Annotated in this window: 11 protein-coding genes; 7 read left to right on the top strand and 4 right to left on the bottom strand. The window is 63.4% G+C overall.

Features of this window, described 5'->3' with window-relative positions; translation table 11 throughout:
- Positions 1 to 40: 40 nt before the first annotated feature.
- Positions 41 to 1,036, bottom strand: a complete 996-nt coding sequence (locus tag EI291_RS04955) for an aldo/keto reductase (RefSeq protein WP_125418631.1) — start codon at positions 1,034 to 1,036, stop codon at positions 41 to 43.
- 176 nt (positions 1,037 to 1,212) lie between these two features.
- Between EI291_RS04955 and EI291_RS04960 the strand changes: the two genes are divergently transcribed.
- Both EI291_RS04960 and EI291_RS04965 read left to right on the top strand, forming a co-directional pair.
- Complete coding sequence (locus tag EI291_RS04960; RefSeq protein ID WP_125418633.1) at positions 1,213 to 1,653, top strand: hypothetical protein; 441 nt, start codon at positions 1,213 to 1,215, stop codon at positions 1,651 to 1,653.
- 47 nt (positions 1,654 to 1,700) lie between these two features.
- Complete coding sequence (locus EI291_RS04965) at positions 1,701 to 2,285, top strand: hypothetical protein (protein WP_125418634.1); 585 nt, start codon at positions 1,701 to 1,703, stop codon at positions 2,283 to 2,285.
- Here EI291_RS04965 and EI291_RS04970 read toward each other — a convergent pair.
- Positions 2,282 to 2,890 (bottom strand): acyl carrier protein phosphodiesterase, encoded by a 609-nt coding sequence (locus EI291_RS04970; RefSeq protein ID WP_125418636.1) that lies wholly within the window; start codon positions 2,888 to 2,890, stop codon positions 2,282 to 2,284. The genes EI291_RS04965 and EI291_RS04970 overlap by 4 nt on opposite strands.
- Positions 2,891 to 3,033: 143 nt before the next feature.
- Here EI291_RS04970 and EI291_RS04975 point away from each other — a divergent pair, with 143 nt between their 5' ends.
- Both EI291_RS04975 and EI291_RS04980 read left to right on the top strand, forming a co-directional pair.
- Positions 3,034 to 3,546 carry a pyridoxamine 5'-phosphate oxidase family protein gene (locus EI291_RS04975; protein ID WP_125418638.1) on the top strand — a complete coding sequence of 171 codons (513 nt, stop codon included), beginning with the start codon at positions 3,034 to 3,036 and terminating at the stop codon, positions 3,544 to 3,546.
- Positions 3,547 to 3,778: 232 nt separating this feature from the next.
- A complete protein-coding gene (locus tag EI291_RS04980) occupies positions 3,779 to 4,471 on the top strand; it encodes a spheroidene monooxygenase (RefSeq protein WP_240635371.1) in 693 nt (230 codons plus the stop codon).
- Positions 4,472 to 4,694: 223 nt separating this feature from the next.
- On the opposite strand, the gene EI291_RS04985 is transcribed toward EI291_RS04980, so the two are convergent.
- Positions 4,695 to 6,062, bottom strand: a complete 1,368-nt coding sequence (locus EI291_RS04985) for a DUF389 domain-containing protein (RefSeq protein WP_170172512.1) — start codon at positions 6,060 to 6,062, stop codon at positions 4,695 to 4,697.
- 140 nt (positions 6,063 to 6,202) lie between these two features.
- Here EI291_RS04985 and leuS point away from each other — a divergent pair, with 140 nt between their 5' ends.
- On the top strand, positions 6,203 to 8,980 hold the full coding sequence (gene leuS, locus EI291_RS04990) for a leucine--tRNA ligase (protein ID WP_125418642.1): 2,778 nt from the start codon (positions 6,203 to 6,205) through the stop codon (positions 8,978 to 8,980).
- A 235-nt stretch (positions 8,981 to 9,215) separates the two neighbouring features.
- Here leuS and EI291_RS04995 read toward each other — a convergent pair whose 3' ends face one another.
- Positions 9,216 to 9,581 carry a thioredoxin gene (locus tag EI291_RS04995; protein WP_125418644.1) on the bottom strand — a complete coding sequence of 122 codons (366 nt, stop codon included), beginning with the start codon at positions 9,579 to 9,581 and terminating at the stop codon, positions 9,216 to 9,218.
- Positions 9,582 to 9,725: 144 nt separating this feature from the next.
- On the opposite strand from EI291_RS04995, the gene EI291_RS05000 reads away from it, so the two are divergent.
- Both EI291_RS05000 and EI291_RS05005 read left to right on the top strand, forming a co-directional pair.
- On the top strand, positions 9,726 to 11,336 hold the full coding sequence (locus EI291_RS05000) for a sensor histidine kinase (protein WP_125418646.1): 1,611 nt from the start codon (positions 9,726 to 9,728) through the stop codon (positions 11,334 to 11,336).
- Positions 11,314 to 12,369, top strand: coding sequence for a response regulator (locus EI291_RS05005; RefSeq protein WP_125418648.1), 1,056 nt, complete (start codon positions 11,314 to 11,316; stop codon positions 12,367 to 12,369). The genes EI291_RS05000 and EI291_RS05005 overlap by 23 nt, the downstream gene beginning before the upstream one ends.
- Positions 12,370 to 12,487: the final 118 nt, after the last annotated feature.

Here is a 12,487-nt window from a genome sequence, read left to right on the forward strand (position 1 = left end):
AGTACGCCATTGCGCGGCGAAGTTGATTCTGCCAACCTACCTAAAAGCCTTCCGGGTACGCCGCGCCTACGGCGCTGCCCACGGGCACAATGGCGTCCAGCTCGGCCAGTTCCTGGGCACTAAGCGTGATACTGGCGGCGGCCACGTTCTGCTCCAGGTACTTGCGGCGCTTGGTGCCCGGAATAGCCACCACGCCCTGGGCCAGCACCCAGGCCAGCGCCAGCTGCGCCGACGTGACGCCCTTCGCCGCGGCCAGGGTTTCGAGCTTCTGCACTAACTCCAGATTCCGGTAGAAATTCTCACCCTGGAAGCGCGGGAAAATCCGGCGCGAGTCGTTGACCTCGAAGTCGTTGGGGCTTTTGATGTCGCCCGACAGAAAGCCCCGCCCCAGTGGCGAGTAGGCTACAAACCCGATGCCCAGCTCCCGCGCCGCCTGCAAGGCCCCGGTTTCCTCTACGCCCCTATCGAACAAAGAATATTCGGTTTGCAGAGCCGTAATGGGGTGTACGGCGTGGGCCCGACGCAGCACCGCGGCCGGCGTTTCCGATACGCCCAGGTAGCGCACCTTGCCTTCCTCCACAAAGCGGCTCATCTCCCCGATGCTGTCCTCGATGGGCACCTGCGGGTCCTGCCGGTGCAGGTAATAGAGGTCCACGTAGTCGGTGCGGAGGTTGCGCAGGGAGCGTTCCAGGCACTTGCGGGCGTAGGCGGGGTGGCCGTTAAGCCGGCCGGTGAAGGTGCCGCTGTCGTCCACTTCGAAGCCGAATTTGGTGGCCAGAATAACCTCCTGGCGGCGGCCGGTAATGGCGCGGCCGATCAGCTGCTCGTTTAGCAGCGGGCCGTAGAGGTCGGCCGTATCCAGCAGGTTCACGCCCAGCTCTAGGGCGCGGTGCAAAGTGGCGAGGCTTTCCTGCTCGTCAGCTTCGCCGTACACGCTCATGCCGCCCACGCCGCTGGTCATGCCCATGCAGCCCAGGCCTTCGATGGGTAATTCCAACCCCTGGCTGCCCAGGGGTACTCGTTTGAGGTTGCTCATTGTGCAGTGAATCAGAAGAATGATTGAACAGCACAAAGGTGTGGCCCCGCCAGCCCGCCGGAGCTACACAAACCCACGCTTCTGCAATACGAACCGCGGGTAAGCCGGCGGCTTGTGGAAGTCACTTTTCCCGGATATTCCTTCTTTCTTTGCGGGCCTTCTTATTCTATTTACACATGTTTCTTTCTACGCTGTTTTCCCGCCCGGCTGCCTGGGCTATGCTGCTTTCCCTCACTACGCTTACGGCCTGCGGCTCCAAAGACGATGACGATAAGCCCGCTCCTCTGCCCGGCCGCTGGCAGCTGGTCACCCAGCACAGCACCAACACCGATGCCAGCACGGGCCAGGTGATAGTGGAGCAGCACCTGGCCGGCACGGCAGCCGATTACCTGGAAGTTTCGGCCACCACCTTCGACGAGTACCGGGGCAACCATCTCTATTTCACGGCCCCCTACACCTACGCCGGCTCCACCATCAGCATGCAAAGCACCAACCCGCGCACCGACCTCTCGCGGGAAGTGCGGAAGCTTACCAGTAAGAAACTGGTGCTGCACTACCAGCTCCCGGCCATCGTCATGAACCAGAAGGTTACCATTGAGGCTACGTATTCGCGGTAGGGCCTAGGCCTGCGGCTGGTAGCCCACTCCACTATTTCACTTATCCGATGAAGCGGTTACTCATAGCTATATGCATGCTGTTAGCAGGTTGTCAGGAAGGCACAAAACCACCGGTAGCAGTTGCTCCTGTGGTAAAGCCAAGCCAAAACCCATCAAAGAAATATCCGAAATACCTGCCGGATACGGCGGCAATTCTGGCTAATCAAAACCTGATTAAGCTTTTAGCGGCCGTAATGCGTGACACCTTGGTGGAATACAGAAAAGCCAGTGCCATTCCGCCCGTTATTTCCGCCTTCCTGCACCAAAATGACAGCCTGTATAATGAGCCGTTTGCCATGGCAGATTATGGACACCGCTACAATGCAGGCTGTACACCTGAAAAAGGATTACCCGGGCGGCAGTTACGCTATCTGGGAGTAGGTCAAAGAACCTGTCTGCTGGCCTACAATGTGGGCGGCGTTGGGGTGTTCACCAGAGTACTCTTGTTCGAAGTCAGGCACGACAGCATACTGGACTATTGGACAGGTATTCTGGGAAATCAGGCGACCAACAAACTCGGTATCGTTACCCAGCTACTTAACTCCAAAGATGCGCCCTGGCGCCATTATTCTGGGCAGCGGCTAATGCTCTAAATGGCCGTTTGTAACTCCACCCCCGCCCGCAGCTCCGGCCAGAACTCCCGGAAATCGGCCTCGTACGCCGGCAGTGCTGCCAGGAATGCGGCGGCTCCGGTGGCCAGCACTTCGGCGGCGGGCACGCGGCGGCTCAGGCCCAGCAGGGCGCGGTGCAGGCCCTCGGGGTGGGCATAGCCGGTCAGCCAGTCGTGCTGGCGCATGTAGTGCAGCATTTCCCGTAGCCGCTCGGGCAGCTCGTGGCGGCGCTGGTGCAACAGCTGGTACTGGCGCTGGGCGAATTGCGGCAGCAGCTCCTCGGGATGATAGTGGGCGAAGTCACGGGCCAGCAGGTGGTCGAAGCCGACATCGGAAACCACGCCGGCCCATTTGCCCAGGCCGGCGGCGCGCAGGCGGGCGGTGGTGCGGCGCACCACGGGGTGCTGGTCCGTGAACGAGTCGATGAAGCGGTGCAGGCGGATACCACGCTGCACGGTGGCCGGGTAGGCTTCCAGGGCGGCGCGCCCTCGCACGGCCTCCGCCGCGAAGTTGCCGACGACGATATCAGCGTAATCGGGAGTGGTGGCGGGCGAGCCGGAGAGCAGCAGGTGAGCCAGGAAATTCATAGAAAACGGAAGTACGGCAAAATCCGGCCAGCTGCACGGCTGAGCTCAACCCAAGACCGCGCCGGACCGTACAGGCAACAGGCAGAGCCGCTATTCGGCTGCCTTTTCGTTGAACTTTCTATTCTTTCCAACACCCGCCTCCCATGTCTGACCAAACCAACGTCACCAACGACCTGAATAAACTGCTCGAAAAAATCAAGGATGTGCGCATTGCCATGCTCACCACCCAGGACGAAGACGGCAGTCTGCGCAGCCGCCCCATGTTCACCCAGAAGCCCGACGGCAGCAGCGCCCTAGTATTCCTGACCGATAAGGACTCGGCCAAAGTGTACGAGGTGAAGAAAGACAGCCACGTGAACCTGAGCTATGGCAAGCCCGACGACAACGTGTACGTGTCGGTTTCGGGCCGCGCCAACGCCTACCGCGACCAGGCCGAAATCGACAAGCTCTGGAGTGAGCCCATGCGCGCCTGGTTCCCCAAAGGTAAGGATGACGAGAGCATCTACATCCTGAAAGTGGAAATCGAGAAAGGCGAGTATTGGGATACCCCCAGCAGCCTCCTCACCCAGGCCGTAGCTTACGTGAAAGCCCTGGCCACTGGCGAGCGGAGCACCTCCGACGACGTGAACGAGCACGCTAAAGTAGAAGTGAAGTAGGTTTGTCTTGCTGAACCTGCGCAAAGGCCCGGAAGCAATTCCGGGCCTTTTTTGTTGTTTTGGAGTTGTTGCCATCATGTTAGAACGTCATGCTGAGCGAAGCCGAAGCATCTCTACCGCTTCTTTGAATACTGCTGCAACGAAGCGGTAGAGATGCTTCGGCTTCGCTCAGCATGACGTTCTGAATGGCAGTTTCCACCTTATTAATCCCTACTCTTTTCAGCTCCGCCCCTTGCCACTCACTACCCTTTCCATCCTGACCCTCCTGCCCGACCAGCGGCGCTGGGGCTTCGCGCAGATGGGCACCGCCCAGCGGCCCTTGCAGCGCGTGCCGGGCCTGCGGTTTCAGAAGCTGCTGGGCAGCGGGGCGGGCGGCTTCGGAGCCCTGCCCAACCTGCGGCGCTACGGGTTTATGGCCGTGTGGGACTCGGAGGAGGCCGCGCGGGCGTTCTTTACCAGCCACTCGCTGTGGCAGCAGTACCGGCAGCGCACCTCCGAAATCTGGACGGCCCGGCTGGCCCCGCTCAAGTCGCACGGGCTGTGGGATGGGGTCAATCCGTTTGATTATGAAGCCGAAACCAGTGCGGCCGATGGACCACTGATGGTGCTGACGCGGGCCTCTATCCGGCTGCGCAAAACGCCCCGCTTCTGGCGCTACGTGGCCCCGGTAAGCGCCACCATAGCCGAGGCACCGGGCGTGCGGGCCGCCATCGGGCTGGGTGAGTTGCCGGTGGTGCGCCAGGCTACCGTGAGCCTGTGGGAATCCCAACAGGCCATGCAGGACTACGCCTACCGTAGCCCCAAACACAAGGAAGTTATCCGCCTTACGCGCCAGGAGGACTGGTATGGTGAGGAGCTGTTTGCCAGGTTTCGAGTGCTGGACGCGGAAGGCACCTGGAACGGCCACAACCCCGCCACGCTGTAGCAGCTACTTGGCAAGTTGAATCAAGCACAGTGGATAACGAGCCACTAGCCCGTCATTCCGAGCTTGCCGAGGAATCTCGCGTGCTGACGTTGCTAAAATAACGTCCTGCTGAGCTTGTCGAAGCATCTCTACCGCTTCGTTGTACTACTATCACAACGTCAGCACGCGAGATTCCTCGACTTTGCTCGGAATGACGTTCTGATAAGTATTTTTAACTTCAACCCTACCGCACTACCGGCTGCACCAGCAGCTGCACCCTTGGCTGGCTGGTGCGCACCCGCAGCCACTCGCCCACCCGCTGCCGCTCAGGCCGGGGCAGGGAGTCACGCACATCGAGGCTCACTACCAGCACCGTATCGGCCGGCAGAGAGTCGGCAGCCAGAGCCGGGCGGGGCAGGCGCGTGAGGGCCAGGCGGCGCACCGCGGGATGCTCCACCTGCAGCTCCCGCAACAGCGCCGCCGGGATCGGCAGGCCAGCGTCGGCCCCGGCGGCCAGCTGCTGCAGGCGGGCCAGCTCGGCCGAAGCAGGCTGCTGGGTCTGGCGGGCGCGCACATCGGCCAGCAAGCTGCGGCGGAAGGCCTCGGCATCAGCTGAATCGTAGGCCTGCAGGCCCTGACGCACCACCAGTGTGGTGGGCTGCAGGCGGTATTGACCTAACTGCCGCCGCACCTGGCCTAGGCGGGTTGTATCCACGGGCCGGCCCACCAGCAGCACGTTGATGCTGCGTTGCCGGGCGTCAATCTGCCGCGTAGCCACGTAAGCCCCCGGGAAGCGGAGCTGCTCCTCTACAAATTCCTGGGCCTGGTGCTCGTACACGGAGCGCTGCACAATGCCGTAGCCCAGCCACACGCTGGGCGCAGCCACCACTACGGCGGCGGCCAGCATCAGCCGGCGTACCCGCCGGGCCCGGCTTTCATCCTCGAACTGATGGGCAGGCAGCCGCAGAAAGCGCATCACCAGAAAAGCCGCCAGCGTGATGAACACGCAGTTGATGGCAAACAGGTAGAACGCCCCGGCCGCGTAGCGCCAGTGTCCCGAGGCCAGCCCGTAGCCCACCGTGCACAGCGGCGGCATCAGGGCCGTGGCAATGGCTACGCCGGGAATCACGTTGCTTTTCTCGCGGCGCGTGAGGCCCACGGCCCCGGCCAGCCCCCCAAATAAGGCAATGAGCACATCCCAGATGGTGGGCTCGGTGCGGGCCAGAAGCTCCGACTGGGCCTCATTCAGGGGCGTAAGCCAGAAGTATAGGCCCGAGGTAAGCAAACTGATGCCCACAGCCAGCAGCAGGCTTTTCAGGGCCCGGCGCAGCAGGCCGGGATGGTTGGTGGCCGCGCTGTAGCCCAGTGTAACGAGCGGCCCCATCAGCGGCGAAATCAGCATGGCCCCGATGATGACGGCCGTGGAGTTGACGTTGAGCCCCACGGAAGCAATCAGGATGGCGAAGATGAGCACCCACAGGTTGGTACCCCGGAAAGTGGTGCTGGATTCTACGCTCTCGGCAATGTCCTCGGGCGAGGCCATATCGTCGCGCAAATCAAACCGCTGACGCAGCCAGCGCAGCAGCAAAGCCGGGTACTCGGAAAGGGGCATACGGTTCAGATTTGCCTTTCTCCTACGGATCGGGTGCCGGGGTGTTGGGCGGGGCGGGGCGGCAGCCGGCATAAAAAAGCCGCCCCGCCCCCGTTTTTCCGTAATTTCGCCCCCTCCGATTAACCGTACCCCCTCTGCCCATGCCCGGCTACTATCCCCAGGATATCGAAAAGAAGTGGCAAGCCCACTGGAAAGACCAGCAGACCTTCAAGGCCGATAACGCCGCCGACAAGCCCAAGTACTACGTGCTCGACATGTTCCCGTACCCCTCGGGGGCGGGCCTGCACGTGGGGCACCCGCTGGGCTACATTGCCTCCGATATTGTGGCCCGCTACAAGCGCCTGCAGGGCTTCAACGTGCTGCACCCCATGGGTTTCGACTCGTTTGGCCTCCCCGCCGAGCAGTACGCCATCCAGACCGGGCAGCACCCGGCCATTACCACCGAGCAGAACATCAGCACCTACATCAAGCAGCTGTCGGCCCTGGGTTTCAGCTACGACTGGAGCCGCGAGGTGCGCACCTCTGACCCCAGCTACTACAAGTGGACGCAGTGGATTTTCCTGAAACTGTTCAATAGCTGGTATAACCTCGATACCGACCGGGCCGAGCCGCTGAAAACCCTGCTGGAAAAGTTCGAGCAGAACGGCAGCGAAGGAATCCGCGCGGCCGGCGACGAGGAGGAACGCCACAGCTTCACGGCGGGCCAGTGGAAGATGTTTACGGAAAAGCAGAAGCTGCAGGCCGTGCACCCCTACCGCTTGGCCTACCAGCAGGACACCTACGTGAACTGGTGCCCGGCCCTGGGCACGGTACTCTCGAACGACGAGGTAAAAGACGGCCTCTCGGAGCGGGGCGGCTTCCCGGTGGAGCGCCGCCTGATGCCCCAGTGGAACCTGCGCATCACCGCCTACGCCGACCGCCTGCTGCAGGGCCTCGATACCCTCGACTGGCCCGACGCCGTGAAGGAGATGCAGCGCAACTGGATTGGCAAAAGCATCGGGGCCGAGGTAACCTTTGCGGTGCAGGGTCACGAGCAGGCACAAATCAAGGTTTATACGACGCGGGTTGACACCATTTATGGCGCGACCTTTCTGGTGCTGGCCCCCGAGCATGAGTTGGTGAAGGAGCTGACCACCCCCGAGCAGCAGCAGGCCGTGCAGGACTACGTGGAGGCCACCAAGCGCCGCTCGGAGCGCGACCGGATGGCCGATACCAAAACCGTGTCGGGCGCTTTCACCGGGGCGTACGCAATCAACCCGTTCACCCAGGAGCCCATCCAGATCTGGATTGCCGATTACGTGCTGGCCGGCTACGGCACCGGCGCGGTAATGGCCGTGCCCTCGGGCGACCAGCGCGACTACGTGTTTGCCAAGCACTTCCAGCTGCCCATCGTGCAGGTGGTAGACCAGCAGCAGATTGACGAGCAGGCCGACCCCACCAAGGAAGGCACCTACCTGCACGGCCTCATCCAGGGCCAGAACTACAAGCAGGCCACCCAGACGCTGATTCAGGAGCTGGAGCAGCGCGGCATTGGCAAGGGCAAAACCAACTTCCGCCTGCGCGACGCCATCTTCGGCCGCCAGCGCTACTGGGGTGAGCCCATCCCGATTTACTACAAGGACGGCACCGCCTACGGCGTGGCCGAGGCCGACCTGCCGCTGGTGCTGCCGGAAATTGACGAATACAAGCCTACCGAAACCGGCGAGCCGCCGCTGGGCCGCGCCAAGGACTGGAAGTACCAGGGCCAGTACGAGTACGAGCTGAGCACCATGCCCGGCTGGGCCGGCTCCAGCTGGTACTACCTCCGCTACATGGACCCGCAGAACGCCGAGCGGTTTGTGGGCCAGGAAGCCGAGCAGTACTGGCAGCAGGTTGACCTATACATGGGTGGGGCTGAGCACGCTACGGGCCACCTGCTATACTCCCGCTTCTGGCACCTGTTCCTGAAAGACCTGGGTCTGGTAACGGCCCCCGAACCCTTCCAGAAGCTCATCAACCAAGGCATGATTCTGGGCCGCTCGAACTTCGTGTACCGCATCAACGGCACCAACACGTTTGTTACGGCGAGCAAGAAAGCCGACCACCAGACCACCGCTTTGCACGTGGACGTGAACATCGTGGAAAACGATGTGCTGGACGTGGAAGCCTTCCGGAACTGGCGCGAGGAATACTCTAACGCCGAGTTCATCCTGGAAGACAACGGCACCTACGTGGTGGGCGTGGAAGTGGAGAAGATGTCGAAGTCGAAGTACAACGTGGTAAACCCCGACACGCTCATTGAGAAGTTCGGGGCCGATGCGCTGCGTTTGTACGAGATGTTCCTGGGGCCGCTGGAGCAGTTTAAGCCCTGGAACACCAACGGTATGAGTGGCGTGGCGGGCTTCCTGAAAAAGCTCTGGCGCCTCTACCACCCCCAGGACGGCGACTTTGCCGTAACCGACGAGGCCGCCAAGCCTGCTGAGTTGAAGGCTCTGCACAAGGCCATCCGCAAAGTGGAGGAGGACATCGAGAAGTTCTCGTTCAACACCACCGTCAGCGCCCTGATGATTACGGTGAACGAGCTGACGGCCCTGGATACGCACAAACGCGCCGTGCTGGAGCCGCTGGTAGTGCTGTTGTCGCCGTACGCCCCGCACCTTTCGGAGGAGCTGTGGCAGAAGCTCGGCCACGCGCCCGGTTCCATCAGCCAGGCCGCTTACCCCGAGTTCCGGGAGGAGTACCTGATGGAAGACACCGTGAACTACCCTGTGGCCATCAACGGCAAGGTGCGCGAGCAGCTGCAGTTTCCGGCCACCGCCACGCCCCAGGAAATTGAGGCCGCCGTGCGCGCCACCGATATCCTGGCCCGCTTCGCCGAAGGCAAGGAAGCCAAGAAGGTGATTGTGGTGCCCGGCCGCATGGTGAACATTGTAGTGTAGCTTACTTAAGCTGTTAGCTGATGGCTTATAGCTGTTAGCCAAAAGGCCCGGCGGAAGCATCCGCCGGGCCTTTTTGGTATGCTACCGTATCCAAATTAGAACGTCCGGTCTGACGGCGCAGCCGTCCGACCGGTTGCTGCGTGATGACATTGGAACGACGACTCCGGCCAGTTGGCTGCGAGCTAACGACCAAACAATCACCCGGCAACGGCGCGGATGACAACCGGTCGGACGGCTACGCCGTCGGACCGGGGCAGACCACGGCCACGGCCACGGCCTGCAGCCGGGCCTGGATGATGGGGGCTACCAGCTCGGGTTGGGGCAGGCCCTCCTGCCGCCACAGCTCCATGCCCTGCCACAGCAGCACGCAGGCCGGTAACCGGGGCGGGGCAAAGCTGCGCACCACGGCCGGGTACTCGGCCTCATCGATGCGGAGCACCTGCACGCCCGCGCCCAGCAGGTGCTGCAGGCGGCTTTGGTCGGTGGCGGAAAAGTAGGGGCCCGCCGGCCCCGGCCGGGCAGCCGCGGGCGGCATCATCACCAGCAGCATGGCGGCCGCCGGGGGCGTGGGGTTGGGGGAAGCAAGCAGAGGGGCGGGCATGAGCAAGGAAAGTAAGCCAGCCCAAAAGTATCCGCCCCCACCCGGGCCCGGTATGACCAGCATCAGGTGCCCGCCTGATAAGCATCATCCGGCTACTTTTGCGGTTCTTGGGGCTGCATCGTCTCTTTGCACACTGCCTTGCCTATGTCCGCTTTGCCGCCCGCCCCATCCCTCTCCGACCTGCTGTTTGCCCAGGCGCCCCACTTTGTGGGGCTGCTGGACGTGGAGCGGGGCTGGTTTACGCAGGTGAATCCGGCCGGCGTGGCGCTGCTGGGCTACCCCTCGGCCGAGGCCCTGTACCACGACGCCGGCCGCCGGCTGCCCGCCCCGCAGCTGGCCCCGCCCCACTGGCAGCCGCTGCAGCAGCAGGCCCTGGCCACCGGCGCGGCCGACGCGGCCGTGGAGCTGCACCTGCCCGCCGGCCGGGTGGTGCCGGCCCGGGCCGAGCTGCAGGCGCTGCAGCACCAGGGCCGCCCGCACCTGCTGGTGCGCCTCACCGAGCTGCCCCCGCCCCAAACCATGCAGCAGCGCCTGCACCACACCACCGGCCCCTTCGAGGCGGTATTTGCCCACGCCACTATCGGCATCATCGTGTGCAACCAGCAGGGCGACATTGTGCTGGTGAACGAGAAGGCCCGGGAGCTGTTCGGCTACCCCGCCGACGACCTGCTGGGCCAGCGCATTGAGGTGCTGGTGCCCGACTCGGTGCGCCACCACCACGCCCGCCTGCGCGAGTCGTTCAATGCCCAGCCCCAGGTGCGGGCCATGGGTCACAACCGCAACCTGGTGGCCCGCCGCCGCAACGGCACCGAGTTTCCGGTGGAAATCAGCCTGAGCTACTTCCGCCTCGACCAGGAGCTGTTTGTGGTGTCGTACGTTATCGACATTACCTTCAAGAAGGAAGCCGAACGGGAGCTGATTGAGCAGCGCCAGCGCGTGGAGCGCCTCAACCAGGAGCTGGAGCAGAAGGTAACCGACCGCACCCACGCCCTCATGACCACGCTGGCCCAGCTGGAAAAGCGCACCGAGGAGCTGGGCCAGGCCCTGGCCGCCGAGCAGGAGCTGGGCGAGCTGAAATCGAGGTTCGTGAGCATGGCCTCGCACGAGTTCCGCACCCCGCTCACGGCCGTGCTGACCTCCACTGCCCTCATCGAGAAGTACCCCGCCGCCGACCAGCAGGACAAGCGCGTGAAGCACCTGCAACGCATCCGGGCCTCGGTAAACCACCTCAACGATATTCTGGAAGAGTTTCTGTCGGTGGGCCGCATTGAGGAAGGCCGCATTGAGGCCCGGCCGGTGGCGCTGCACCTCCCGGGCCTGCTACAGGAAACCATTACCGATTTGCAGGGCCTGCTGAAGCCGGGCCAAACCATCCGGCTCAGCACCGAGGGCCCGGCCACCGTGCACCTCGACCCCTCCCTGCTGCGGAAAATGGTGGTGAACCTGCTCTCCAACGCCCTCAAATACTCGGAGGCCGGCACCGAGGTGCTGCTGCAGGCCCGCAACGCGGGCGGGGCGCTTACCATCCGAGTGCAGGACCAGGGCGTGGGCATTTCGGAGGAAGACCAGCAGCACCTGTTCGAGCGGTTTTTCCGGGCCCGCAGCGTGGCCAACATCCCCGGCACCGGCCTGGGCCTCTACATCATTGCCAGGTACCTGGAGCTGCTGGGGGGCACCATTGCCCTGCACAGCGCCCTGGGCGTGGGCACCACCGTTACCATCACCATCCCCTATGAAAACCATCCTGCTGATTGAGGACAACGAGTTTATCCGCGAAAACACAGCCGAGATTCTGGAGCTGTCGGGCTACGCGGTGCTGACGGCCGAAAACGGCAAAGTGGGCGTGGAAAAAGCCCTCAGCACCCGCCCCGACCTGGTGGTGTGCGACATTATGATGCCTGTGCTGGATGGCTACGGCGTGCTGCAGATTTTCAACCAGAACCCCCAGCTGTCGGGCATTCCGTTTATCTTCCTGACGGCCAAAACCGAGCGGGCCGACCAGCGCCGGGGCATGGAGCTGGGCGCCGACGACTACCTGACCAAGCCCTTCGACGAAACCGAGCTGCTGAGCGCCGTGAGCGGCCGCCTCAACCGCTTCCGCCACCTGCGCCCCGACTACGACCTGCAGCAGCCCGGCGGCCTAACCGAGTTTCTGGACGATGCCGCCGCCGTGGGCCAGCTCACCGACCTCACGGCCGACCGCCGGCCCCACGCGCTGCGCAAAAAGCAGGAGGTGTACGAGGAAGGCGACGAGCCCACCCGCCTGTACTTTGTGCAGAGCGGCCGGGTGAAAACCGTGCGCCGCACCGCCGCCGGTAAGGAGCTGATTACAGCCGTGTACGGCCCCGGCGAGTTTTTCGGGTACCTGCCCCTGCTGCAGCAAACGCCCCACGACGACTCGGCCGTGGTGCTCGACGATGCCGTGCTGCTCTACATCCCGCGCGAGGATTTCACCCAATTGGTGTTCCGCAACGCTACCGTGGGCCAGCAGTTTATCCGCCTGCTGGCCGGCCGCGTGAGCGAGCGGGAGCAGCAGCTGGTGGGCATGGCCTACAGCTCGCTGCGCCGCCGCGTGGCTGACACCCTGCTGCGCATGTACGAGGAAGCCGGGGCCTCGCCCGATGCCCTCATCCAGCTCTCCCGCGACGACATGGCCGCCGTAGTGGGCACCGCCCCCGAGTCGCTTATCCGCACCCTAAGCGAGTTCAAGCACGACGGGCTGGTGGAGCTGGGCAGCAAGGGCATCCGGGTGCTGCAGCCCCAGAAACTGCGCCAGCCCAACTGGTAAACACTCTATCTAACCGTCCTCCGGTCCGACGGGCTACGCCCGTCCGACCGGTTGGCTGCGTGCTGGCATCAGCCCGGCTAAACCACCACGGCCCCGAACGACAACCGGCCTCCGGTCC

Source organism: Hymenobacter rigui, assembly GCF_003944715.1.
GTDB lineage: Bacteria > Bacteroidota > Bacteroidia > Cytophagales > Hymenobacteraceae > Hymenobacter > Hymenobacter rigui.

Bases quoted from the DNA above. Each gene is read 5' to 3' on its own strand.
- EI291_RS04965 (WP_125418634.1), top strand. From the start codon at position 1,701: ATGAAGCGGTTACTCATAGCTATATGCATGCTGTTAGCAGGTTGTCAG.
- leuS (WP_125418642.1), top strand. From the start codon at position 6,203: ATGCCCGGCTACTATCCCCAGGATATCGAAAAGAAGTGGCAAGCCCAC.
- EI291_RS04955 (WP_125418631.1), bottom strand. From the start codon at position 1,036: ATGAGCAACCTCAAACGAGTACCCCTGGGCAGCCAGGGGTTGGAATTA.
- EI291_RS04960 (WP_125418633.1), top strand. From the start codon at position 1,213: ATGTTTCTTTCTACGCTGTTTTCCCGCCCGGCTGCCTGGGCTATGCTG.
- EI291_RS04985 (WP_170172512.1), bottom strand. From the start codon at position 6,062: ATGCCCCTTTCCGAGTACCCGGCTTTGCTGCTGCGCTGGCTGCGTCAG.
- EI291_RS04995 (WP_125418644.1), bottom strand. From the start codon at position 9,581: ATGCCCGCCCCTCTGCTTGCTTCCCCCAACCCCACGCCCCCGGCGGCC.
- EI291_RS04975 (WP_125418638.1), top strand. From the start codon at position 3,034: ATGTCTGACCAAACCAACGTCACCAACGACCTGAATAAACTGCTCGAA.
- EI291_RS05000 (WP_125418646.1), top strand. From the start codon at position 9,726: ATGTCCGCTTTGCCGCCCGCCCCATCCCTCTCCGACCTGCTGTTTGCC.
- EI291_RS04970 (WP_125418636.1), bottom strand. From the start codon at position 2,890: ATGAATTTCCTGGCTCACCTGCTGCTCTCCGGCTCGCCCGCCACCACT.
- EI291_RS05005 (WP_125418648.1), top strand. From the start codon at position 11,314: ATGAAAACCATCCTGCTGATTGAGGACAACGAGTTTATCCGCGAAAAC.